Origin of the sequence: Saccharothrix obliqua (genome assembly GCF_019375475.1) — a bacterium.
Taxonomy (GTDB): domain Bacteria; phylum Actinomycetota; class Actinomycetes; order Mycobacteriales; family Pseudonocardiaceae; genus Actinosynnema; species Actinosynnema obliqua.
The window spans coordinates 394,620-418,664 of record NZ_JAHXGQ010000001.1; the positions used below are offsets into that span (position 1 = coordinate 394,620).

Below are 24,045 nucleotides of genomic sequence, written 5' to 3' on the forward strand. Positions count from 1 at the left end.
GAGTCGGCGTCCGCACCCCCGCTGACCGGGCCGGTTGGAAGGAGGGGCCCTCGTTGCCGTATGCTTCGTCTCCGGGAACGCACAGCCGCTGCCTCACGGGCCACGTGAGGGCAGTGGAAGACGTCCTCAGCCAGGGGTCTCCGGCAACGGGGTCCCAAAGGGGTGTAGCTCAACTGGCAGAGCAGCGGTCTCCAAAACCGCAGGTTGCAGGTTCAAGTCCTGTCGCCCCTGCGTCGAAGCGCGACGTGCAAGCGCGAGGTGAGCGGAGGTCGGCATGAGCGAGGGCCGCGAGCAGGACCAGCCGGACGAGCGCGAGAGCGCGTCCCGGCCGGTCACCGCCGCAGCGCGCCGCGAGCGCCGGGGTACCGCGCGCCCGGCGGGCCGCAAGGACTCCGCCGCGCGTCCGTCCGAGGCGAAGAAGTCGGCCGAGTCCGACGCCGACGCCGCGGAGGGCAAGAAGGGGCGCCCCACCCGAGCGCGGGGTGACCAGGAGAAGCGACCGGGCCTCTTCGCGAAGCTCGCCCGCTACATCCGCGAGGTGGTCAGCGAGCTGCGGAAGGTCATCTGGCCGACCCGCAAGCAGATGATCACCTACACCTCGGTCGTGTTGGTCTTCGTGGCCTTCATGGTGGCGTTGGTGTTCGGCCTGGATTCGGCCTTCGCCTGGGGCGTGTTCAAGGTGTTCGCCTAGAGTCGAACACCCTGGCCACCGCCCTCGGGCGGTGGCTGGAGCACGTGATGCATGAAAGGAAGCGAGACCCACAGTGACCTCCGAGAACGGCGTTGACGCCCAGGAGCTGACCGACCTGACCGACGAGCGGGACCTCGACGGTGGCGTCGAGGACGTCGAGCAGGACGAAGCGACGGAGGACACCGCGGAACCCGCTGCCGCCGAGTTCGACGAGCCGACCACCGCGGTGGACGCGCCGATCGACGAGGAGCCCGCCGACCCGGCCGCCGAGATGCGCGAGGCGCTCAAGCACGCGCCCGGCGACTGGTACGTCGTGCACTCGTACGCGGGCTACGAGAACAAGGTCAAGACCAACCTCGAGACGCGCATCCAGACGCTCGACATGGAGGACTTCATCTTCCAGGTCGAGGTGCCGACCGAGGAAGTCACCGAGATCAAGAACGGCCAGCGCAAGCAGGTGCAGCGCAAGGTGCTGCCCGGCTACATCCTGGTCCGCATGGAGCTGAACGACGCCTCGTGGAGCGCGGTCCGCAACACGCCGGGCGTGACGGGCTTCGTCGGCGCGACCTCCAAGCCGTCGCCGCTGACCCTCGACGAGGTGCTGAAGTTCCTGCTGCCGCAGGTCGAGCGGGAGAAGCCGGCCGCGGGCAAGAAGGCCGCCGCGGCGCCCGCCAAGACGACCGTCGAGGTGGACTTCGAGGTGGGCGAGTCGGTCACCGTCATGGACGGTCCGTTCGCCACGCTGCCCGCGACGATCAGCGAGGTCAACGCGGACGGCCAGAAGCTGAAGGTCCTGGTGTCGATCTTCGGCCGCGAGACTCCGGTCGAGCTGTCGTTCAGCCAGGTCTCCAAGATCTGATCGGCGCCCCCGGGCGCCGGCAGCCACGCTGCGGCTGGCAGGGCCGCGCGCGGACACCGCAATAACAGGAAGCACTGAGATGCCACCCAAGAAGAAGAAGCTCGCAGCGGTCATCAAGCTGCAGATCAAGGCCGGGGCCGCGAACCCCGCGCCGCCCGTCGGCCCCGCGCTGGGCCAGCACGGCGTCAACATCATGGAGTTCTGCAAGGCGTACAACGCGGCGACCGAGTCGCAGCGCGGCACCGTGGTGCCCGTCGAGATCTCCGTGTACGAGGACCGGTCGTTCGACTTCAAGCTCAAGACGCCGCCGGCGGCCAAGCTGCTGCTGAAGGCCGCGGGCGTGGAGAAGGGCTCGGGCGAGCCGCACCGGAACAAGGTCGCGAAGGTGACCATGGACCAGGTGCGCGAGATCGCGCAGACCAAGATGGTCGACCTCAACGCCAACGACGTCGACCAGGCGGCGAAGATCATCGCCGGCACCGCCCGCTCCATGGGCATCACGGTCGAGGGCTGATCTTTTCCGCGAAGTCGTGGGAGAGCCGGCGCTGGCTCGTCACCACAACTGTTTGATTAAGGACAGAAGCATGAAGCGCAGCAAGGCGTACAAGAACGCGGCTGAGCTGGTCGACCGGGAGCGGCTGTACTCGCCCCTGGAAGCGGCCAAGCTCGCCAAGGAGACCTCCAAGGTGAAGCTGGACGCGACCGTCGAGGTCGCCATCCGGCTGGGCGTCGACCCCCGCAAGGCCGACCAGATGGTCCGCGGCACCGTGAACCTGCCGCACGGTACGGGCAAGACCGCCCGCGTGATCGTCTTCGCGACCGGCGACAAGGCCGCCGAGGCCGAGGCCGCCGGCGCGGACGCGGTCGGCTCCGAGGACCTGATCGAGCGCATCCAGGGTGGCTGGCTCGACTTCGACGCCGCGATCGCCACGCCCGACCAGATGGCGAAGGTCGGCCGCATCGCCCGCATCCTCGGCCCGCGTGGCCTGATGCCGAACCCGAAGACCGGCACCGTGACGCCCGACGTCACCAAGGCCGTCGCGGACATCAAGGGCGGTAAGATCAACTTCCGCGTGGACAAGCAGTCCAACCTGCACATCGTCATCGGCAAGGTGTCGTTCGACCCGGAGAAGCTGGTCGAGAACTACGCCGCCGCCCTGGACGAGATCCTGCGCGCGAAGCCGTCCGCGGCCAAGGGGCGTTACCTGAAGAAGGTGACCGTCTCCACGACGATGGGCCCGGGCATCCCGGTCGACCCCAACCGCACCCGCAACCTGCTGACCGACGAAGCCACCGCCTGATCCGGCTTCCCGCTCGGCCCGCGAAAAGCCCCCCGGCTCCCGCCGGGGGGCTTTTCCGCGCTCAGCCGGTGACGCAGTCCGCGGGCTCGGCCTCGTAGTCCGTGATCGCCCACGAACCGCTCGGCTCCAGCTTCGTCAGCACGAACCGGCCCAGGCGCGGCCCACCCTGCACCCGCACCTGGCAGGACGAGATCTCGACCTGCTTCGTCGTCGGGGTGTCACCGGCCTCCGGCGCGGTGCGCTCGTACAACGCGACGTTGGTGACCTGCTTCTTCGCCTGCCGGATGGCCCCTTCGCAGTCGGTGGCGCCGAAGGCCTGGGCGAACTTCTGCTTGGCCTTGCCGTTGTCGGCGAACAACATGCAGCCCTGGTCGGTGATCTCGAGCGCCACGTGCTGGTACAGGCGCTCGACGGTGCCCCAGGGCGTCTTGGGGATCCGGCCCGCCTGCTCCTTGTTGCCCTGGGCACGGGGCTCGCCCCCCTCGTCGGCCGGGCCGAAGTAGTGGTCGTAGGCGATCGAGGCGATCAGGATGACGACCAGGAGGTAGACCAGCCTGCGGAACAGCTTGCTGCCCAGGAGGATCAGCCACAGGGGTTTGCGTGGTGGGCGCGGGGGCGCCTGTGGTGGCGCGGGGGTGCCCGGCGGCAGCGCCGGGGGGCCGCCCTGGGCCTGCTGGAAGCGCTGGAACTCCTGGAACCGCTGGAACTCCTGGAACTGCCTGAGCTGTTCCGGGTCGATGTCCGGGGTTGGCGGGTTCCTCGGGGGCTCTTCGGTCACGGGTCACATCATGCCGATTTGGACGCCGGGGGACACGTCCCGTAACCTGTACCCGGTTCCACCGAAGACCGCTGGTCTTCTCACGCCTCCGGGCGTGAGGACGAAGGGTTCGCACGGCGAACGGCCCGCGCAGGAGGACGAGGTTCCCGGACGCTCGCGCGTCCCGATCGCCCCGTGCTGCTGTCGCGCCGGGGCGTTTTTCATGCCCTCCTCTCGTCGGCCCGGCGGTCCACCCCTAGCCCAGAGAGGAGGCGATCATGGCGAAGCCCAGCAAGGTTTCGGCCGTCGCCGAGCTGACGGACAAGTTCCGCGGAAGCTCGGCCGCCGTCGTCACCGAGTACCGCGGCCTCTCCATGGCGCAGCTCACCACGCTGCGTCGCGCTCTCGGCGCGGGCACCACGTACACCGTTGCGAAGAACACGCTGGTCAAGCGGGCGGCTCAGGACGCGGGCGTCGAGGGTCTCGACGACCTGCTGATCGGCCCGACCGCCATCGCCTTCGTGGAAGGCGAGCCGGTCGACGCGGCCAAGGCGCTGCGCGACTTCGCGAAGGACAACAAGGCCCTGGTCATCAAGGGCGGCTACATGGACGGCCGCCCCCTCTCGGTCGACGAGGTCACGCAGATCGCGGACCTGGAGACCCGTGAGGTGCTGCTCGCCAAGCTGGCGGGTGCGATGAAGGGCAACCTGGCCAAGGCCGCGGGGCTGTTCAACGCCCCGGCTTCCCAGGTCGCCCGCCTGGCCGCTGCCCTGGTGGAGAAGAAGTCCGCGGACGCTCCCGCGGACGAGGCTCCCGCCGAAAGCTGATCACCGACATCCGCGTCCAGTTCGGGCGTTGAATAGAAAGGACCGCCGATCATGGCGAAGCTCAGCACCGACGAGCTGCTCGACGCGTTCAAGGAGATGACCCTCCTCGAGCTGACCGCGTTCGTGAAGGAGTTCGAGAACACCTTCGAGGTCACCGCCGCCGCTCCGGTCGCCGTGGCCGCCGCCGCGCCGGGTGCCGCGGGTGCCGCTGCCCCCGCCGAGGAGGAGAAGGACGAGTTCACCGTCGTCCTCGAGTCCGCCGGTGACAAGAAGATCCAGGTCATCAAGGTCGTCCGCGAGGTCGTCTCGGGCCTGGGCCTGAAGGAGGCCAAGGAGCTGGTCGAGTCCGCTCCGAAGCCGCTGCTGGAGAACGTCGCGAAGGACGTCGCCGACGCCGCCAAGGAGAAGCTGGAAGCGGCCGGCGCCAAGATCTCGCTGAAGTGAGCTGAGCGCCTCCGGGCGCGAACGCCTCGAAGGGCGGGCATCCCTCGTGGATGCCCGCCCTTCGGCGTTCGCCGGAACGGGTGGCGAAACGCACAAAGTTACCGTTCCGTGACCGGTGCTAACCCAACCGAGGAGTAACCACCCCACGCCGGCCTCGTTGCACCCGGTGTGGCGTGCCTCACGGAGGCGTCGCCCGTGGCCGGGAGGTGCGATGGGCGTCGAGGTGGTCGTCGAGGGCCTGACGAAGTCCTTCGGCAAGCAGACCATCTGGCACGACGTCACGCTCACGCTGCCGCCCGGCGAGGTCAGCGTCATGCTCGGCCCCTCGGGCACCGGCAAGTCCGTCTTCCTCAAGTCGCTGGTGGGGCTGCTCAAGCCCGAACGGGGCCGGATCGTCGTCGACGGCACCGACCTCCTCCGCTGCACCGAGCGCCGGCTCTACGAGATCCGGAAGCTGTTCGGCGTCCTGTTCCAGGACGGCGCGTTGTTCGGCTCGATGGACCTGTTCGACAACGTCGCCTTCCCGCTGCGCGAGCACACCCGCAAGACCGAGGCCGAGGTCCGGCGGATCGTGCTGGAGAAGATGGAGATGGTCGGCCTCGTCGGCGCGGAGCGGAAGCTGCCCGGCGAGATCTCCGGCGGTATGCGCAAGCGCGCCGGGTTGGCCCGCGCGCTGGTGCTCGACCCGGAGATCATCCTGTGCGACGAGCCGGACTCCGGTCTCGACCCGGTGCGCACCGCCTACCTCAGCCAGCTGCTGATCGACCTCAACGCCCAGCTCGACGCCACCATCCTGATCGTCACCCACAACATCACGGTGGCCCGGACCGTGCCGGACAACCTCGGGATGCTGTTCCGCCGCGAACTGGTGTTGTTCGGACCCCGCGAAGTGCTGCTGACCAGCGACGAACCCGTGGTCGAGCAGTTCCTCAACGGCCGCCGCGTCGGTCCCATCGGCATGTCCGAGGAGAAGGACCAGGCGACGATGGCCGCCGAGCTGGCGCACCGCGACGCGGGCCACGCGGACGGCTCGCCGACCGGGGACGTGCGTGGTGTCGTGCCGCAGCTCGAACCCACGCCCGGCCTGCCGCCACGCGGTGCGGTCCGCCGCCGCAAGGACCGGGTCATGAGCATCGTCCACACGCTCCCGCCGCGGGCCCGGCAGGGCATCGTCGACAGCCTCACGCCCGAGGAGCGGCGGCACTACGGCACGCCGGGTGGTGCGGGGTGAGCGCGCTGCGGGAGACGGGTCGGCTGGTCGACCTGGGCGTCGACGTCGTGCGCAACGCGTTCCGGCGGCCGTTCCAGTTCCGCGAGTTCATCCAGCAGTGCTGGTTCGTGGTCGGCGTGACGGTGCTGCCGACGGCGCTGGTGTCGATCCCGTTCGGCGCGGTGATCGCGCTCCAGATCGGGTCGCTGACCCGGCAGATCGGCGCGCAGTCGTTCACCGGCGCGGCGTCCGTGCTGGCGGTCCTCCAGCAGGCCGGCCCCATCGTGACGGCGTTGCTGATCGCGGGCGCGGGCGGGTCGGCGATCTGCGCCGACCTGGGCTCCCGGACCATCCGCGAGGAGATCGACGCCCTGGAGGTGCTGGGCGTCTCGGCGGTGCAGCGCCTCGTGGTGCCGCGGGTGCTGGCCGCGATGGTGGTGTCGGTCCTGCTCAACGGCATGGTCAGCGTCGTCGGCGTGCTGGGCGGCTACTTCTTCAACGTGGTCCTCCAGGACGGCACGCCCGGCGCGTACCTGGCGAGCTTCACGGCCCTGGCGCAGCTTCCGGACCTGTGGATCTCCGAGATCAAGGCGCTCGTCTTCGGCTTCATCGCGGGCATCGTGGCCGCCTACCGGGGCCTGCACCCGGCGGGTGGCCCGAAGGGCGTGGGCGACGCGGTCAACCAGGCCGTCGTCATCACGTTCCTGCTGCTGTTCTTCGTGAACTTCGTGCTCACCGCGATCTACCTCCAGGTCGTGCCGGCGAAGGGGAGCTGAGGTGGCCACGAGCGACAACCCCCTCCGGCGGCCGTTCGCCGTGCTGGACACCCTCGGCGACCAGCTGTGGTTCGCCCTGCGCGCCCTCGCGTGGACGCCACGCGCGTTGACCCGCTACCCGCGGGAGGCGTTGCGGCTGCTGGCGGAGGTGAGCTTCGGCTCGGGCGCGCTGGCCGTCATCGGCGGCACGGTCGGCGTGATGGTCGGCCTGTCCCTGGCCACCGGCACGGTCGTCGGCCTCCAGGGCTTCGCGGCGTTGAACCAGATCGGCACGTCGGCGTTCGCGGGTTTCGTCTCGGCCTACTTCAACACCCGGGAGATCGCGCCGCTGGTGGCCGCCCTCGCGTTGTCCGCGACGGTCGGCTCCGGCTTCACCGCCCAGCTCGGCGCGATGCGGATCTCCGAGGAGATCGACGCGCTGGAGGTGATGGGCGTGCCCAGCCTGCCGTACCTGGTGACGACGCGGATCGTCGCGGGTTTCGTCGCGGTCGTCCCGCTGTACGTGATCGGCCTGCTCACGTCGTACCTGGCGGCGCGGGTCATCACGGTCGAGTTCTACGGGCAGTCGGCGGGCACGTACGACCACTACTTCACGTTGTTCCTGCCCCCGGTCGACGTGCTCTGGTCGTTCGGCAAGGTGCTGGTCTTCGCCGTGGTGATCATCCTGACGCACTGCTACTACGGCTACCGCGCGAGCGGCGGCCCGGCGGGCGTGGGCGTCGCGGTCGGCCGGGCCGTCCGCGCGGCGATCGTCACGACCAGCCTGCTGGACTTCTTCCTCAGCCTGGCGATCTGGGGCACCACGACGACGGTGAGGATCGCGGGATGACCGGGCGGCGACTGCTGGGCGTCGCGTTCCTCGCGGTGATCGCCCTCTTCCTCTCCCTCACCGTGGCCGTCTACAACGACGCCTTCACCGGGTCCGTGCGGGTCACCCTGAGAACCGACCGGGTCGGCAACCAGCTCCTGGTGTCGTCGGACGTGAAGGTGCGCGGCGTGCTCGTCGGCGAGGTGACGCGCATCCGGGCGGTCGACGGCGGCGCGGAGCTGGACCTGGCGCTGCACCCGGACCAGGCGGCGCGCATACCCGCCGACGTGTCGGCGCGGCTGCTGCCGAAGACCCTGTTCGGTGAGCGGTACGTCAGCCTGGTGCCGCCCGCCGGGCACACGGCGGACCCCCTGGCCGACGGAGCGGTGATCGAGCAGGACCGCTCCAGCGGCGCCGTCGAGCTGGAACGGGTGCTCGACGACCTGTTGCCGGTGTTGCGGGCCGTGCGGCCGGAGAAGCTGGCCACGACCCTGACCGCCGTGTCGCAGGCGTTGTCCGGCCGGGGGAAGCCGCTGGGGGAGACCCTGGTGGCGCTGGCCGGGTACCTGGGCGAGCTGAACCCGGAGTTGCCGCGGCTCAAGGAGGGCATCAGCAGGCTGGCCGACGTGGCGGAGGTCTACTCCGCCGCCGCGCCCGACCTGGTGCGCGCGCTCGACGACGCGACCACCACCAGCCGCACGCTGGTCGAGCAGCGGGACGCGTTGCTCGACCTGTACGGCTCGCTCACCACGACCGCCGTCGACGTGCACGGCTTCCTCGCGGCCAACCGGAACAACCTGATCCGGCTGGCCGACGTGTCGCGGCCGACGCTGGAGCTGCTGGCGAAGTACGCGCCCGAGTACCCGTGCCTGCTCCGGGGCCTCACCGAGTTCAAGCCGATCATGGACCAGGTGTTCGGCAAGGGCACCGACGAGCCCGGCCTGCACATCACGCTGGAGATCACCGCCAACCGCGGCAAGTACGAGCCCGGCCGCGACGAGCCGGAGTACGCCGACAAGCGCGGTCCCCGCTGCTACGACATCGTGCCGCGGCCGGACCCGTTCCCGCAGTACCCGCCCGAGGGCCCGGTGCGGGACGGCTCCACCCCGCCGCCACCCGCGCGGATCGCGCACGACGGCGTGCTGCCCGCGTCCGGCGGCGGCGTGCCGAGCCTGGCGAACTCGCCCGCGGAGCAGGAGTTCCTGGCCGCGTTGCTCGCGCCGCGGTTCGGCGTGGAGCAGGCGGAGATGCCGAGCTTCACGGCGCTGCTGCTCGGCCCGCTGTACCGGGGAGCGGAGGTGCACGCGTGAGGTCCCTGGTCGCACCGCTGGTCAAGCTGGGTGTCTTCGCCACCGTCACGGTCCTGGCGACGGCGCTGCTGGCGATCACCATCGACAACACCGACTTCCGCGACACCCACCCGTACGCGGCCCGGTTCACCGACGCGACCGCCCTGGAGGAGGGCGACGACGTCCGCATCGCCGGCGTGCGCGTCGGCCAGGTGACCGACGTGCGGGTGGTGGACCGCCGGATCGCCGAGGTGGCGTTCACCGTCGACCGGGAACGCGGCCTGCCCCGGTCGGTGACGGCGACCATCAAGTACCGCGACCTGGTCGGCCGGCGGTACGTCGCGCTGGAGCACGGCACGGGCGACGCGTCCGCGCTGCGGCCCGGCGACGTGATCCCGCTGGAGCGCACCAGGCCGGCGCTCGACCTGACGGTGTTGTTCAACGGGTTCGAACCGCTGTTCCAGGCGCTGGACCCGGACGACGTGAACAAGCTGTCCGGCGAGATCATCCGGGTGCTCCAGGGCGAGGGCGGCACGGTCGACAGCCTGCTGCGGCACACCGCGTCGCTCACCAGGACCCTCGCCGACCGGGACCGCGTGATCGGCGAGGTGGTCGACAACCTCAACGCCGTGCTGGACGCCGTGAACAGCCGCACCGACCAGGTGACCGCGCTGGTGACCACGGTCCAGGAGCTGACCACCGGCCTCGCGTCGGACCGGCAGGCGATCGGCGACGCGATCAACGCCATCGGGGACCTGACGGGCACCACGGCGGGCCTGCTGGCGGAGGCGCGCGAGCCGCTGCGGGACGACATCTCGCGGCTGGGCCTGGTGTCGCGGACGCTGGCCGACCACGAGGCGGTCGTGGAGGGCGTCATCCAGCGGCTGCCGACCAAGATCGAGGCGATGGCGCGGACCGCGTCGTACGGGTCCTGGTTCAACTTCTTCCTGTGCGAGGCCGGCGGTCGGGTCGCGGTGCCGCCGGTGGTCGACGACCCGATCCCCATCACGGTGCTGCCGGTGACCCAGGCGAGGTGTCGCCCGTGAAGACCAAGCGCAACCCCGTCGCGGTCGGCGCGGTGTCCCTCGTGGTCGTCGTGCTGCTGCTGGTGGCCGCCTTCCACGCGGACGACCTCCCGCTCATCGGCGGCGGCACGACCTACACCGCCGAGTTCTCCGAGGCCGCGGGACTCGCGCCGGCGAACGAGGTGCGCGTCGCGGGCGTGAAGGTCGGCGAGGTGACCGACGTCGAGCTGGCCGGCGACCGGGTGCGCGTGTCGTTCCGGGTGGTGGACGCCTGGGTGGGCGACCGCTCGACGGCCGCGATCCGGATCAAGACGCTGCTCGGGCAGAAGTTCCTGGCGCTGGACCCGCAGGGGACGCGACCGCTGGACCCCGGCGAGCCGATACCACGCGAGCGCACGCTGTCGCCGTACGACGTGCAGGAGGCGTTCAACGGCCTCGCGGCCACGGTCGGCCGGCTGGACACCGGGCAGCTCGCGGAGAGCTTCCGGGTGCTGTCGGAAACCCTGCGGGGCTCGGCGGGCAGCGTCCGCGGCGCGCTCGACGGCCTGTCCGCGTTGTCCCGGACCATCTCCTCGCGTGACGAGCGGCTGGCGCGGCTGCTGGCCAACACCGAGCAGGTCACGCGCACCCTCGCCGACCGCGACGAGCAGTTCGAGAAGCTGCTCGCGGACGGCAACCTGCTGCTGGGCGAGCTGCGTGCGCGCCGGGACGCGATCAGCGCGCTGCTCACCGGGACCCGCGCGCTGGCCGCGGAGCTGACCGGCCTGGTGGCCGACAACGCCGGGCAGCTCCGGCCCGTGCTGGAGCAGCTGGACCGGGTGACCACGGTGTTGCAGCGCAACCAGGACGCCCTGAACCGCAGCCTGTCCCTGATGGCCCCGTTCTACCGGGTGTTCGCCAACACCCTCGGCAACGGCCGCTGGTTCGACGTCTACATCTGCGGCCTGCTGCCGCCCTCGGTGAACCTCGGCTTGGTCGGCTTCACCGACGAGGGCTGCCTGCCGCCCGGCGCGCCGGGAGGTGGCTGACGTGGCCGGCCGGTTGAAGCGGGTGCTGGTGCTCGCGTGCGTGGTGGCGCTGGTCGCCGTCACCGCGATGTGGTGGGCGTTCGGCGACGCGAACAGCCGACGGGTCACCGCCGTGTTCGCGTCGGTGGTGGGTGTCTACCCGGGTTCGGACGTGCGGGTGCTGGGCGTGCGGATCGGCTCCGTCGACGACGTCGCACCGCAGGGCGACCGGGTCCGGGTCACCCTGTCGATCGACCGGTCGGTGCGGGTGCCCGCCGCCGCGCAGGCGGTCGTGGTCGCGCCCAGCGTGGTCGCCGACCGCTACGTGCAGCTCGCGCCCGCCTACACGGGCGGTCCGGTGCTGGGCGACAACGCGGTGATCCCGCGCGAGCGCACCGCGACGCCCGTGGAGCTGGACGAGCTGTACGCGAGCCTCGACCGGCTCACCACCGCGCTCGGCCCGGACGGGGCCAACCGGTCCGGCGCGTTGTCGGAGCTGCTGGACTCCGCCGCCGCGAACCTCGACGGCAACGGCCGGGCGCTCGGCGACACCATCCGGCAGCTCGGCGAGGCCGCCCGCACGCTGTCCGGGTCGCGGGACGACCTGTTCGGCGCGGTGGACCACCTCCAGCGGTTCACCGGGGTGCTCGCCGCCAACGACGGCCGGGTGCGTGACTTCAACCGGCAGCTCGCCGAGGTCGCCGGTTTCCTCGCCGACGAGCGGGAGGACCTGAGCGCCGCGCTGGCCGAGCTGGCCACCGCGCTCGGGCACGTGCAGGGCTTCGTGCGCGACAACCGCGCCGCGCTGCGGTCCAACGTGGACAGGCTGACCGGCATCACGCAGGTGCTGGTGGACCAGCGCGCGGCGCTCGCCGAAACCCTCGACGTCGCGCCGCTGGCGCTGGGCAACCTCCAGAACGCCTACAACGCCGCGTCCGGCACGATCGACACCCGCGCGGACCTCAACGAGCTGAACCAGCCGCCGATCGTGCTGGTGTGCAAGCTGGTCCAGGCCGCGGAGCCGGGCCGCGTGCCGCAGGCCCTGGCCCGGACCTGCGAGCAGCTCGCGCCGGTGCTGTCCGGCGCGGTGCCGCTGAAGACGCCCGCCGAGGTGGTCGGCGACCTCAACGCGGGCAGGCTGCCGCTGCCCCTGCCGCTCGCGGGGGTGCCGGAGTGAACCCCCGACGCGTCGCCCTGCCCGTCATCGCCTGCCTCGCGCTCACCGCGTGTGGTTTCCACGGCGTCCACGACCTGCCGCTGCCCGGCGGCGCGGACCTGGGCGACCACCCGTACGCCGTGCACGTGCGCTTCCACGACGTGCTGGACCTCGTGCCGCAGGCGGGCGTGAAGGTCAACGACGTGCCGGTGGGGCGCGTGGACCGCATCGCGCTGGCCCCGGACGGCTGGACCGCCGAGGTGACGGTGCTGGTCAACGGCGACGTGGCGTTGCCCGCGAACGCCGTCGCCCGGCTGCGCCAGACCGCGTTGCTCGGTGAGAAGTACGTGGAGCTGGCCGGACCCGGCGACACCGGCGCGGCGGGCGTGCTCGCCGACGGCGCGACCATCCCGGTGGAGCGGACCAACCGCAACACCGAGGTGGAGGAGGTGTTCGGGGCGTTGTCGATGCTGCTCAACGGCGGCGGCGTGGCGCAGTTGCGGGACATCAGCCGCGAGCTGAACGCCGCGTTGGCGGGCAACGAACCCGAGGTCCGGTCCCTGCTGACCGAGTTGGACGCGCTGGTCACCGAGCTGGACGGGCACCGGTCGGAGATCACCAGGGCGCTGGACGGGGTGCACCGGCTCGGCGGCGCGCTCAACGCGGAGCGGGAGCGGATCACCGGCGTCCTGGACGACCTGGAGCCCGGGTTGAAGGTGCTCAGCGAGCAGCGCACGCAGCTCGTGACGCTGCTCCAGGCGCTCGACGCGTTGTCCGACGTCGCCGTGGACACGGTGCACCGGTCGAAGGACGACGTCGTGGCCGACCTGAAGGCGCTCCAGCCGACGTTGCACGCGTTGGGCGAGGCGGGCGCGAACCTGCCCAACGCGCTGGAGCTGCTGCTCACCTACCCGTTCCCGGACTCGGCGGTGGACGGCATCAAGGGCGACTACACGAACCTGTACGCGGACATCGACCTGGACCTGGGCAACGTCGTGGACAACCTGGGCCGGTCCCGGCAGAGCCCGCTGCCGTCCCTGCCCCTGCCGCTGCCGAACGCGCCGCCGCCGGGCACCGGCGGCACCGGGCTGGGCGACGTGCTCGGCGGGCTGCTGGGAGGTGCGCGGTGACCACTCGTCGGGTCCGGCTCCAGATCGGCGCGTTCGTGCTGGTGGCGTTGGTCGGGATGAGCTACGCGGGCGCGCGTTACGCGGGGCTGGGCCGGTTGTTCGGCTTCTCCGGGTACGTGGTGACCATGCGGCTGGCCGAGTCCGGCGGTGTGTTCACCAACGCCGAGGTCACCTACCGGGGCGTCGCGGTCGGCCGGGTCGGCGAGCTGCGGCTGACGCCGGCGGGCGTGGACGTGGACCTGGTCATCGACGCCGGCGCACCGGGCATCCCGGCCGACCTGGAGGCCGTGGTGGCCAACCGGTCCGCGGTGGGCGAGCAGTACGTGGACCTGCGCCCGCGCCGTGCCGGCGAGCCGTACCTGGCGGCGGGCTCGGTGATCCCCGAGTCGGCGACCAGGACCCCGCCGCCGGTGGACGGGCTGCTGGCGAACCTGGACGCGTTCGCCGCGTCCGTGCCCGCCGACTCGCTGCGCACCGTCGTGGACGAGCTGGACCTGGCGTTCGCCGGCGCCGGGCCCGACCTCCGGGTGCTGCTGGACAACACCCGCGCCTTCACCGCCGCCGCCACCGAGCACCTGCCGCAGACCAGGGCGTTGCTGGACCACGGCGTGGTGGTGCTGCGCACGCAGGCGGAGCAGGGCGACGCGATCCGGTCGTTCAGCGCGGACCTGCGTGCGCTGGCCGAGCGGCTCAAGGACGCCGACGGCGACCTGCGACGGCTGGTCGCCGTATCGCCGCGGGCCGCCGAGCAGGTGTCCGCGTTGCTCCGGGAGACCGGGCCGGGCCTGGGCGTGGTGCTCGCCAACCTGCTCACCACCGGCGACGTGCTGGTCACCCGCCTGGACGGGCTGGAGCAGATCGCGGTGACCTACCCGATCGCCGTGGGCGGCGGGCTCAGCGTGGCCAAGGGCGACGGCACCGGCGCCCACTTCGGCCTGGCGGTCAACGTGCTCGACCCGCCGCCGTGCACCGCGGGCTACGAGGGCACCCGGGTGCGGCAGGGCACCGACACCACGGCGTCGCCGCTGAACACCGGGGCGTACTGCGCCCTGGCCAGGGGCAGCGCGACGGCCGTGCGCGGTGCGCAGAACGCGCCACGCGGCGGCACGCCGGTCGGCGGGCAGGACGTGCCGGTCACCGGGCAGCGGGCCGACGCGCCCGTGCTCACCAGCCTCGGTCAACTGCTCGGGCTGCCGGGCTGAAGTCGGGAGGACACCGTGCGACGAGTTCTGCTGCCGGTCAGCGCCGTGCTGGTCGTGCTCGCGGCCGGGTACGCGATCTGGGCGGGTGCTTCGTGGTGGAGCGCGGAGAGCGCCGAGTCGGTCGCGTTCGCACGTGAGCGCGAGGAGGTGCTGCGGGTCGGCCAGGTCGGCATCGCGAACTTCACCACGCTCGACTACAAGAAGGTCGACGAGGACCTGAACCGCTGGCTCGACTCGTCGACGGGCGAGCTGCGCGGCGAGGTCGAAACCGGCCGCGACACCCGCCGCAAGCAGATCGCGGACGCCCGGACGGTCACCGTGAGCCGAGTCCTGGACGCCGCCGTGACCGACCTCGACGCACGTGCGGGCAAGGCGCGCCTGATCGCCGTCGTGGAGACCACGGTGACCCCGGAAGGCGGTCGCCCGGTGAAGAAGGTCAACCGCTACCAGACGAACCTCGCGCGCACCGACGCGGGCTGGAAGCTGAGCGCGCTGGGCCCCGTCGCGGCCGGCGGCGCGTAGCAGAGGAGGAACCCGTGCCACCCACCCGCCGCCGCCCCGTCCCGACCCCGCCCACCACCCGCCCCCGGGTGGCCGGCCTCCGCAAGCGCCCCACCCCACCGGCCCCACCGGCACCCGACTCTCCGGCACCCGACTCTCCGGCACCCGACTCACCGGCCACCGACTCACCGGCGCCCGACTCTCCGGCATCCGACTCTCCGGCACCCGCCACCCCGGACCGGCGAGCGGCGAAGCCCCGGCCGGTGGGGAAGAAGCGGCGCGCCGGGAACGCGGGGGAGGAGCCGTCGGCCGCGTGGCGGCGGAAGCGGGTGCCGGCGGACGCCGGTGGTCGTGCCCGCCGCCCCGGGGTCGTGCTGCCCGTGACCCTCTTCCTCCTGGCGGTGGCGCTGGTCGGCCTCGGCACCTGGTTCCAGGGGCGCGCGGGCGGTGTCCGCCACAACGCGGCGCTGGTGGACACCGCGGGCACGAGTGAGGTGGCCGGCCAGGTCCGCGAGGCCGTGGAGAAGGCGTTCTCCTACAACTTCGCCGACGTCGCCGCCACCGAGCGGGCGGCCGGTGAGCTGCTGGTGGGCCGGGCCCGGTGCCAGTACGAGGCGATCTTCGGCCCGGTCCGGTCGCTCGCGCCCGAGCAGAAGCTGGTGGTCACCGTGAAGGCCGTCTCCAGCGGCGTGACCAGCCTGGACGGCGACCGCGCGACGGTCCTGCTGTTCCTCGACCAGGTGACCACGCGCACCACCGACAACCAGAGCGGCGGTGGTGTCGCCATGATGCGGGCGAGCGCGGTCCGGTCCGGCGACCGCTGGCGGGTCGACGACATGGAGATGTTCGGCCGCTCCGGCGACCAGTCCGCCGAACTGGCCCGGTGCGGTTGACCGGCACCCGGGGCCGGTCCGCCGACCCGGCCCCCGTTCGACCACTCCCGCGGCACCCGACGCTGCGTAGCCGAACGACGACGGCCAGTATCCCCGACGCACCCCGCAAAGATCAATGAGATTCCCGCCCCCGGAGGTCACCCGGTCCGGGCGCCGCCGTCCCCGGGGCGAGCCGCCGCCGGCAGCTCGGGTGCCCGTCGCCAAGCCTCGCGTACCGTGATCTGCGCCACATTTCTTCATTGGTGACCGAACGGAATCCCAAGCACCAGAATCGGGCCGGTGAGTGCCCGGAGGGCGTTCAGCGCAAGCCACAGAGGTGTAATTCCCCTGGTCAGGAACGTAACGCGGGGTAAACGCGCCTTGCGCCACGCGAGTGATCGCCGCGTGGCATCTTGACTGTGGGCGTCGGCGGGGTCACTCTGTCGGTGACGACGAGAAAGGTCCTTCCAGGTGCCTCTCGACAGTTGGCGTGCGCGTGGCTAGACTGCCCCTTTGCGCTGCCCTCTTTCCGTTTGCCCTTCGCCGAGAGCTGGATTGCCGGGCATCGCCGCACCCTTGACAGCCGTGCTAGTCCGCTGCTAGCCAGCTACCTGTCCCTGGAAGGACGCATCTTGGCGATCTCTCGCGCGACCAAGGCCACTGCTGCGACCAACTCCACGTCGGGGATCCCCGGAGCGCCGAAGCGGGTCTCGTTCGCGAAGATTCACGAGCCGCTCCAGACGCCCAACCTGCTCGACCTGCAGATTCAGTCCTTCGAGTGGCTGACCGGCGACGAGGCGTGGTTCCAGCGCCGCGTCGACGAGGGCGACGAGGCCCCCACGGGCGGCCTCGAAGAGGTCCTCAACGAGATCTCCCCGATCGAGGACTTCTCGGGCTCGATGTCGCTCTCCTTCTCCGACCCGCGCTTCGACGAGGTCAAGGCCTCGACCGAGGAGTGCAAGGACAAGGACATGACGTACGCGGCCCCGCTGTTCGTCACGGCGGAGTTCACCAACCACACCACCGGCGAGATCAAGAGCCAGACGGTGTTCATGGGTGACTTCCCGATGATGACGGACAAGGGCACGTTCATCATCAACGGCACCGAGCGGGTCGTGGTATCCCAGCTCGTCCGCTCGCCGGGCGTCTACTACGACACGGCGATCGACAAGACGACCGACAAGGACGTCTTCAGCGTCAAGATCATCCCGTCCCGGGGTGCCTGGCTGGAGTTCGACGTCGACAAGCGCGACACCGTCGGCGTCCGGATCGACCGCAAGCGCCGCCAGCCGGTGACCGTGCTGCTGAAGGCGCTGGGTTGGACCACCGAGCAGATCCGGGAGCGCTTCGCGTTCTCCGAGACGCTGCTGACGACGCTGGAGAAGGACCACACCGCCGGCACCGACGAGGCGTTGCTGGACATCTACCGGAAGCTCCGGCCGGGCGAGCCGCCGACGAGGGAGTCCGCCCAGGCGCTGCTGGAGAACCTGTTCTTCAAGGACAAGCGCTACGACCTGGCCAAGGTCGGCCGCTACAAGGTCAACAAGAAGCTCGGCCTGGACACCCCGATCAGCACCGGCGTGCTGACCGAGGACGACATCGTCACGACCATCGAGTACCTGGTCCGCCTGCACGCGGGCGAGGCGACGATGAAGCCGGGCGACGTCGAGGTGCCCGTCGAGGTGGACGACATCGACCACTTCGGCAACCGCCGCCTGCGCACCGTCGGCGAGCTGATCCAGAACCAGATCCGGGTCGGCCTGTCCCGCATGGAGCGCGTCGTGCGCGAGCGCATGACCACCCAGGACGTCGAGGCGATCACGCCGCAGACCCTGATCAACATCCGCCCGGTCGTGGCGGCGATCAAGGAGTTCTTCGGCACGTCCCAGCTCTCGCAGTTCATGGACCAGACCAACCCGCTGGCCGGTCTGACGCACAAGCGCCGCCTCTCGGCGCTCGGCCCCGGTGGTCTGTCCCGCGAGCGGGCCGGCATGGAGGTCCGCGACGTCCACCCGTCGCACTACGGCCGCATGTGCCCGATCGAGACGCCGGAAGGCCCGAACATCGGTCTGATCGGCTCGCTGTCGTCCTACGGGCGCGTGAACCCGTTCGGCTTCATCGAGACGCCGTACCGCAAGGTCGTCGACGGCCGGGTCACCGACCAGATCGACTACCTGACCGCGGACGAGGAAGACCGCTTCGTGAAGGCCCAGGCCAACGCGAAGATCGACGACGAGGGCCGCTTCCTGGAGGACCGCGTCCTGGTCCGCAAGAAGGGCGGCGAGGTCGAGCAGATCGACCCGAAGGACGTCGACTACATGGACGTCTCCCCGCGCCAGATGGTGTCGGCGGCGACCGCCATGATCCCCTTCCTGGAGCACGACGACGCCAACCGCGCCCTGATGGGCGCGAACATGCAGCGCCAGGCGGTGCCGCTGCTGCGATCCGAGTCGCCGCTGGTCGGCACCGGCATGGAGCTGCGTGCCGCGGTCGACGCCGGTGACGTCGTGGTCGCCAAGAAGACCGGTGTGGTGGAGGAGATCTCCGCCGACTACGTCACGGTCATGGCCGACGACGGCTCGCGGCAGACCTACGGCCTGCACAAGTTCCGCCGGTCCAACCAGGGCACCTGCATCAACCAGAAGCCCATCGTGAACGAGGGCGACCGGGTGCGCGAGGGCCAGGTCCTGGCCGACGGCCCGTGCACCGAGAACGGCGAGATGGCGCTGGGCAAGAACCTGCTCGTCGCGATCATGCCGTGGGAGGGCCACAACTACGAGGACGCGATCATCCTGTCGCAGCGCCTCGTGCAGGACGACGTCCTGACCTCGATCCACATCGAGGAGCACGAGATCGACGCGCGGGACACCAAGCTGGGCGCCGAGGAGATCACCCGGGACATCCCGAACGTCTCCGAGGAGGTCCTGGCCGACCTCGACGAGCGCGGCATCATCCGCATCGGCGCCGAGGTCCAGCCGGGCGACATCCTGGTCGGCAAGGTCACGCCGAAGGGCGAGACCGAGCTGACGCCGGAGGAGCGCCTGCTGCGCGCGATCTTCGGTGAGAAGGCCCGCGAGGTGCGCGACACGTCCCTCAAGGTGCCGCACGGCGAGTACGGCAAGGTCATCGGCATCCGCGTGTTCAGCCGCGAGGACGACGACGAGCTGCCCCCCGGCGTGAACGAGCTGGTCCGCGTCTACGTGGCCCAGAAGCGCAAGATCCAGGACGGCGACAAGCTCGCCGGCCGCCACGGCAACAAGGGTGTCATCGGCAAGATCCTCCCCGTGGAGGACATGCCGTTCCTGGAGGACGGCACCCCGGTGGACATCGTGCTGAACACGCACGGTGTGCCGCGTCGTATGAACATCGGCCAGGTGCTGGAGACCCACCTCGGGTGGATCGCCAAGCAGGGCTGGAGCATCAACGGCGACCCGGACTGGGCGAAGAACCTGCCCGCCGAGCTGTACGACGTGGAGCCCGGCACGAAGACCGCGACCCCGGTCTTCGACGGCGCACGCGAGGACGAGATCACCGGTCTGCTCGGGTCGACGGTCCCGAACCGCGACGGCGAGCGCATGGTGAAGGAGAACGGCAAGGCGCGGCTGTTCGACGGCCGCTCCGGCGAGCCGTACCCGTTCCCGGTGTCGGTCGGCTACATGTACATCCTGAAGCTGCTGCACCTGGTGGACGACAAGATCCACGCCCGCTCCACCGGCCCGTACTCGATGATCACGCAGCAGCCGCTGGGTGGTAAGGCGCAGTTCGGTGGCCAGCGGTTCGGCGAGATGGAGTGCTGGGCGATGCAGGCGTACGGCGCCGCCTACACCCTCCAGGAGCTGCTGACCATCAAGTCCGACGACGTGCTCGGCCGCGTGAAGGTGTACGAGGCCATCGTCAAGGGCGAGAACATCCCGGAGCCGGGCATCCCGGAGTCCTTCAAGGTGCTGCTCAAGGAGCTCCAGTCGCTGTGCCTCAACGTCGAGGTGCTGTCCTCGGACGGCGCCGCGATCGAGATGCGCGACGGCGACGACGAAGACCTGGAGCGCGCGGCCGCGAACCTCGGCATCAACCTGTCGCGGAGCGAGTCGCCGTCCGTGGACGACGTCGTCAACTAGTCCCTCGCCGGCCCGCGGGGAGGTGCCTCCCGCGCCTCCCCGCGGCCCAGCCACCAGCTCCTGAGCCACGTCCCGCGTGCGGCCACCGCCGTCACACGCCGGGCAACCGATCCAAAGGGGAAGAGAGTAGACGTGCTCGACGTCAACTTCTTCGATGAGCTCCGCATCGGTCTCGCGACCGCGGACGACATCCGCCAGTGGTCCTACGGCGAGGTCAAGAAGCCCGAGACCATCAACTACCGCACGCTCAAGCCGGAGAAGGACGGCTTGTTCTGCGAGAAGATCTTCGGTCCCACCCGGGACTGGGAGTGCTACTGCGGCAAGTACAAGCGCGTCCGCTTCAAGGGCATCATCTGCGAGCGCTGCGGCGTCGAGGTGACCCGCGCGAAGGTCCGCCGCGAGCGGATGGGCCACATCGAACTGGCCGCCCCGGTCACGCACATCTGGTACTTCAAGGGCGTCCCGAGCCGGTTGGGCTACCTGCTCGACCTGGCCCCGAAGGACCTCGAGAAGATCATCTACTTCGCCGCCTACGTCATCGTGGGCGTCAACACCGAGCTGCGCCACAACGACCTGCCGACGCTCGAGAACGAGATGCAGGTCGAGCGCAAGCGCGTGGAGAACAAGCGCGACGCCGACGTCGAGGCGCGGGCGCAGAAGCTGGAAGCCGACCTGGCCGAGCTGGAGGCGGAGGGCGCGAAGTCCGACGTCCGCCGCAAGGTCAAGGAGGGCGGCGAGCGCGAGATGCGCCAGCTCCGCGACCGGGCGCAGCGCGAGCTGGACCGGCTCGACGAGATCTGGTCCACGTTCACCAAGCTGGAGCGCGCGCAGCTGATCGCGGACGAGCTGCTCTACCGCGAGCTGTACGACCGCTACGGCGACTACTTCACCGGCGCCATGGGCGCCGAGGCCATCCAGAAGCTGCTCGGCGACTACGACGTGGACGCCGAGGCCGAGGTGCTGCGCGAGACCATCCGCAGCGGCAAGGGCCAGAAGAAGCTGCGCGCCCTCAAGCGCCTGAAGGTCGTCGCCGCGTTCCAGGCGACCCGCAACAACCCGCAGGGCATGGTGCTGGACTGCGTGCCGGTCATCCCGCCGGACCTGCGCCCGATGGTGCAGCTCGACGGTGGCCGCTTCGCCACGTCCGACCTGAACGACCTGTACCGCCGCGTCATCAACCGGAACAACCGCCTCAAGCGGCTGATCGACCTCGGCGCGCCCGAGATCATCGTCAACAACGAGAAGCGGATGCTCCAGGAGGCCGTCGACGCGTTGTTCGACAACGGCCGCCGCGGCCGTCCGGTCACCGGGCCGGGCAACCGCCCGCTGAAGTCCCTGAGCGACCTGCTCAAGGGCAAGCAGGGCCGGTTCCGCCAGAACCTGCTGGGCAAGCGCGTCGACTACTCGGGCCGTTCGGTCATCGTGGTCGGCCCGCAGCTCAAGCTGCACCAGTGCGGCCTGCCCAAGCAGATGGCGCTGGAGCTGTTCAAGCCGTTCGTGATGAAGCGGCTGGTGGACCTCAACCACGCGCAGAACATCAAGTCGGCGAAGCGCATGGTCGAGCGCGCCCGCCCGGCCGTGTGGGACGTGCTGGAAGAGGTCATCACCGAGCACCCCGTGCTGCTCAACCGCGCGCCCACGCTGCACCGCCTGGGCATCCAGGCGTTCGAGCCGCAGCTGGTCGAGGGCAAGGCCATCCAGCTGCACCCGCTCGTCTGCGAGGCGTTCAACGCCGACTTCGACGGTGACCAGATGGCGGTCCACCTGCCGCTGTCCGCCGAGGCGCAGGCCGAGGCGCGCGTGCTGATGCTGTCGTCGAACAACATCCTCTCGCCCGCGTCGGGCAAGCCGCTGGCCATGCCGCGTCTGGACATGGTGACCGGCCTGTACCACCTGACGCGGCACAAGGAGGGCGACATCGGCGAGGGCCAGGCGTACTCCTCGCCCGCCGAGGCGCTGATGGCGTTCGACCGGAAGGCCCTCGGCCTCCAGGCGATGGCCAAGATCCGCATCACGGACAAGAACCCGCCGAAGGGCCAGGAGCCGGAGGGCTGGGAGCCCGGTCAGCCGTGGCTGGCCGAGACCACCCTCGGCCGCGTGCTGTTCAACGAGGTCCTGCCGCAGGACTACCCGTTCCTGAACGAGGTCATGCCGAAGAAGCGGCAGGCCACGGTCATCAACGACCTCGCCGAGCGGTACCCGATGGTGACCGTCGCCCGGACGCTGGACAAGCTGAAGGACGCGGGCTTCTACTGGGCGACCCGGTCGGGCGTCACCGTCGCGATCTCCGACGTGCTCGTGCCGGAGGCCAAGCAGGGCATCCTGGACGAGTACGAGAAGCTCGCCGACGCGGTGGAGAAGCGCTACCAGCGCGGTCAGCTCTCCTACGCCGAGCGCAACAACGAGCTGGTGAAGGTGTGGACCAAGGCGACGGAAGAGGTCGCCGAGGTCATGGAGGCCAACTTCCCCGAGGACAACTCGATCCGCATGATCGTGAAGTCCGGCGCGGCGGGCAACATGACCCAGGTCCGGTCGCTGGCGGGTATGCGTGGTCTGGTGACCAACCCGAAGGGCGAGTACATCCCGCGTCCGATCAAGAACTCGTTCCGCGAGGGCCTGTCGGTGCTGGAATACTTCATCGCGACGCACGGCGCCCGCAAGGGTCTCGCCGACACCGCGCTGCGTACCGCCGACTCGGGTTACCTGACCCGTCGTCTTGTGGACGTGTCGCAGGACGTCATCATCCGCGAGATCGACTGCGGCACGACCCGCGGCGTGAACATGACCGTCGGCGAGAAGCTGGGCGACAAGGTCGGCCTGCACGAGTTCGCGCAGACCTCCGTCTACGCCCGGACCATCGCCGAGGACATCACCGACGCCAACGGCAACGTGGTCCTCAACCGCGGTGACGACCTCGGTGACCCGGCGCTCCAGACGCTGGTGAACGCCGGCGTGACCCGCGTGAAGGTCCGCTCGGTGCTGACCTGCGAGTCCGCGGTGGGCGTGTGCGCGTCCTGCTACGGCCGCTCGATGGCGACCGGCAAGCTGGTCGACGTCGGCGAGGCCGTCGGCATCGTCGCCGCCCAGTCCATCGGTGAGCCGGGCACCCAGCTCACCATGCGCACCTTCCACCAGGGTGGTGTGGCGGGCGACGACATCACCACCGGTCTGCCGCGTGTCCAGGAGCTGTTCGAGGCCCGCGTGCCGAAGGGCAAGGCCCCGATCGCCGACGTCGACGGCCGCGTCCGCATCGAGGACGGCGACCGCTTCTGGAAGATCACCCTCATCCCGGACGACGGGAGCGAGGAGATCGTCTTCGACAAGCTGTCGAAGCGCCAGCGCCTGGCCAACACCCCCACCGGCCCGTTGCAGGACGGCGACCACGTGTCCGTCGGCCAGCAGCTGCTGGAGGGCACGCCGGACCCGCACGAGGTCCTGCGCGTCATGGGTCCGCGCGAGGCGCAGCTGCACCTGGTCCAGGAAGTCCAGAAGGTCTACCGGGCCCAGGGCGTGGCGATCCACGACAAGCACATCGAGGTCATCGTCCGGCAGATGCTGCGCCGGGTGACGATCATCGACTCGGGCGCGACCGAGTTCCTGCCCGGCTCGCTGGTCGAGCGGGCGGAGTTCGAGAGCGGCAACCGCCAGGTCGTCGCCGAGGGCGGCGAGCCGGCCGCCGGTCGCCCGGTGCTGATGGGCATCACGAAGGCGTCGCTGGCCACCGACTCGTGGCTGTCCGCGGCGTCGTTCCAGGAGACCACCCGAGTCCTGACCGACGCAGCCATCAACGGCCGCTCGGACAAGCTCATCGGCCTCAAGGAGAACGTGATCATCGGTAAGCTGATCCCGGCCGGCACCGGCATCAACCGGTACCGGAACATCCAGGTCCAGCCGACCGAAGAGGCACGCGCCGCGGCGTACGCCATCCCGTCCTACGACGACGGCTACTACACGCCGGACGTCTTCGGCACCGGCACGGGCGCAGCCGTCCCCCTGGACGACTACGACTTCGGCCGCGACTACCGCTAAAAAGCACCAGAAGAAGGCCCCCGCAGCCCAGCTGTGGGGGCCTTCG

Annotated in this window: 20 protein-coding genes, 1 tRNA gene and 1 pseudogene; 21 read left to right on the forward strand and 1 reads right to left on the reverse strand. The window is 70.5% G+C overall.

What is annotated here, in order from left to right; genetic code table 11:
• The first annotated feature begins 158 nt into the window (after window positions 1-158).
• The 5 genes from KZQ38_RS02075 to rplA all read left to right on the forward strand — a co-directional run bounded on the left by KZQ38_RS02075 (window position 159) and on the right by rplA (window position 2,851).
• A tRNA-Trp gene (locus tag KZQ38_RS02075) sits at window positions 159-231 on the forward strand.
• Between the two features lie 43 nt (window positions 232-274).
• Window positions 275-691, forward strand: a complete 417-nt coding sequence (secE, locus tag KZQ38_RS02080) for a preprotein translocase subunit SecE (RefSeq protein ID WP_219437806.1) — start codon at window positions 275-277, stop codon at window positions 689-691.
• Window positions 692-764: 73 nt separating this feature from the next.
• Window positions 765-1,550: a transcription termination/antitermination protein NusG gene (gene nusG, locus KZQ38_RS02085; RefSeq protein ID WP_219437808.1), complete on the forward strand. Its 786-nt coding sequence runs from the start codon at window positions 765-767 to the stop codon at window positions 1,548-1,550.
• A gap of 79 nt (window positions 1,551-1,629) precedes the next feature.
• Window positions 1,630-2,064 (forward strand): 50S ribosomal protein L11, encoded by a 435-nt coding sequence (rplK, locus tag KZQ38_RS02090; protein WP_219437810.1) that lies wholly within the window; start codon window positions 1,630-1,632, stop codon window positions 2,062-2,064.
• Window positions 2,065-2,134: 70 nt separating this feature from the next.
• Window positions 2,135-2,851 carry a 50S ribosomal protein L1 gene (rplA, locus tag KZQ38_RS02095; RefSeq protein WP_219437812.1) on the forward strand — a complete coding sequence of 239 codons (717 nt, stop codon included), beginning with the start codon at window positions 2,135-2,137 and terminating at the stop codon, window positions 2,849-2,851.
• Window positions 2,852-2,912: 61 nt separating this feature from the next.
• Here rplA and KZQ38_RS02100 read toward each other — a convergent pair whose 3' ends face one another.
• Window positions 2,913-3,629, reverse strand: a complete 717-nt coding sequence (locus KZQ38_RS02100) for a hypothetical protein (RefSeq protein WP_219437814.1) — start codon at window positions 3,627-3,629, stop codon at window positions 2,913-2,915.
• Window positions 3,630-3,886: 257 nt separating this feature from the next.
• Between KZQ38_RS02100 and rplJ the strand changes: the two genes are divergently transcribed.
• The 16 genes and pseudogenes from rplJ (at window position 3,887) to KZQ38_RS02175 (ending at window position 23,999) form a co-directional block, all read left to right on the forward strand.
• Window positions 3,887-4,435 carry a 50S ribosomal protein L10 gene (gene rplJ / locus KZQ38_RS02105; RefSeq protein ID WP_219437815.1) on the forward strand — a complete coding sequence of 183 codons (549 nt, stop codon included), beginning with the start codon at window positions 3,887-3,889 and terminating at the stop codon, window positions 4,433-4,435.
• 51 nt (window positions 4,436-4,486) lie between these two features.
• Window positions 4,487-4,879 carry a 50S ribosomal protein L7/L12 gene (rplL, locus tag KZQ38_RS02110; RefSeq protein ID WP_219437817.1) on the forward strand — a complete coding sequence of 131 codons (393 nt, stop codon included), beginning with the start codon at window positions 4,487-4,489 and terminating at the stop codon, window positions 4,877-4,879.
• Window positions 4,880-5,090: 211 nt separating this feature from the next.
• A complete protein-coding gene (locus tag KZQ38_RS02115; RefSeq protein WP_219437819.1) occupies window positions 5,091-6,110 on the forward strand; it encodes an ABC transporter ATP-binding protein in 1,020 nt (339 codons plus the stop codon).
• Window positions 6,107-6,865, forward strand: coding sequence for an MlaE family ABC transporter permease (locus KZQ38_RS02120; RefSeq protein WP_219437821.1), 759 nt, complete (start codon window positions 6,107-6,109; stop codon window positions 6,863-6,865). Before KZQ38_RS02115 ends, KZQ38_RS02120 begins: the two co-directional genes overlap by 4 nt.
• Window position 6,866: 1 nt before the next feature.
• Window positions 6,867-7,694 carry an MlaE family ABC transporter permease gene (locus KZQ38_RS02125; protein WP_219437822.1) on the forward strand — a complete coding sequence of 276 codons (828 nt, stop codon included), beginning with the start codon at window positions 6,867-6,869 and terminating at the stop codon, window positions 7,692-7,694.
• Window positions 7,691-8,983, forward strand: coding sequence for an MCE family protein (locus KZQ38_RS02130; protein ID WP_219437823.1), 1,293 nt, complete (start codon window positions 7,691-7,693; stop codon window positions 8,981-8,983). Before KZQ38_RS02125 ends, KZQ38_RS02130 begins: the two co-directional genes overlap by 4 nt.
• The gene (locus KZQ38_RS02135) at window positions 8,980-10,008 is read left to right on the forward strand and encodes an MCE family protein (RefSeq protein WP_219437824.1); all 1,029 of its coding nucleotides are present in this window, start codon (window positions 8,980-8,982) and stop codon (window positions 10,006-10,008) included. Before KZQ38_RS02130 ends, KZQ38_RS02135 begins: the two co-directional genes overlap by 4 nt.
• Complete coding sequence (locus tag KZQ38_RS02140; protein WP_219437827.1) at window positions 10,005-11,015, forward strand: MCE family protein; 1,011 nt, start codon at window positions 10,005-10,007, stop codon at window positions 11,013-11,015. Before KZQ38_RS02135 ends, KZQ38_RS02140 begins: the two co-directional genes overlap by 4 nt.
• Window position 11,016: 1 nt before the next feature.
• A complete protein-coding gene (locus KZQ38_RS02145) occupies window positions 11,017-12,171 on the forward strand; it encodes an MCE family protein (protein ID WP_308258198.1) in 1,155 nt (384 codons plus the stop codon).
• On the forward strand, window positions 12,168-13,280 hold the full coding sequence (locus tag KZQ38_RS02150) for an MCE family protein (RefSeq protein WP_219437829.1): 1,113 nt from the start codon (window positions 12,168-12,170) through the stop codon (window positions 13,278-13,280). Before KZQ38_RS02145 ends, KZQ38_RS02150 begins: the two co-directional genes overlap by 4 nt.
• On the forward strand, window positions 13,277-14,482 hold the full coding sequence (locus KZQ38_RS02155; RefSeq protein ID WP_219437831.1) for an MCE family protein: 1,206 nt from the start codon (window positions 13,277-13,279) through the stop codon (window positions 14,480-14,482). The genes KZQ38_RS02150 and KZQ38_RS02155 overlap by 4 nt, the downstream gene beginning before the upstream one ends.
• A gap of 15 nt (window positions 14,483-14,497) precedes the next feature.
• Complete coding sequence (locus KZQ38_RS02160) at window positions 14,498-15,004, forward strand: Rv1363c family protein (protein ID WP_219437833.1); 507 nt, start codon at window positions 14,498-14,500, stop codon at window positions 15,002-15,004.
• A 118-nt stretch (window positions 15,005-15,122) separates the two neighbouring features.
• Window positions 15,123-15,197, forward strand: a pseudogene (locus tag KZQ38_RS37440) (pentapeptide repeat-containing protein); the annotation flags it as partial.
• A gap of 49 nt (window positions 15,198-15,246) precedes the next feature.
• A complete protein-coding gene (locus KZQ38_RS35810) occupies window positions 15,247-15,876 on the forward strand; it encodes a hypothetical protein (protein ID WP_257900571.1) in 630 nt (209 codons plus the stop codon).
• A 611-nt stretch (window positions 15,877-16,487) separates the two neighbouring features.
• Complete coding sequence (rpoB, locus tag KZQ38_RS02170; protein ID WP_219437835.1) at window positions 16,488-19,970, forward strand: DNA-directed RNA polymerase subunit beta; 3,483 nt, start codon at window positions 16,488-16,490, stop codon at window positions 19,968-19,970.
• 132 nt (window positions 19,971-20,102) lie between these two features.
• The gene (locus KZQ38_RS02175; protein ID WP_219437837.1) at window positions 20,103-23,999 is read left to right on the forward strand and encodes a DNA-directed RNA polymerase subunit beta'; all 3,897 of its coding nucleotides are present in this window, start codon (window positions 20,103-20,105) and stop codon (window positions 23,997-23,999) included.
• Window positions 24,000-24,045 lie beyond the last annotated feature (46 nt).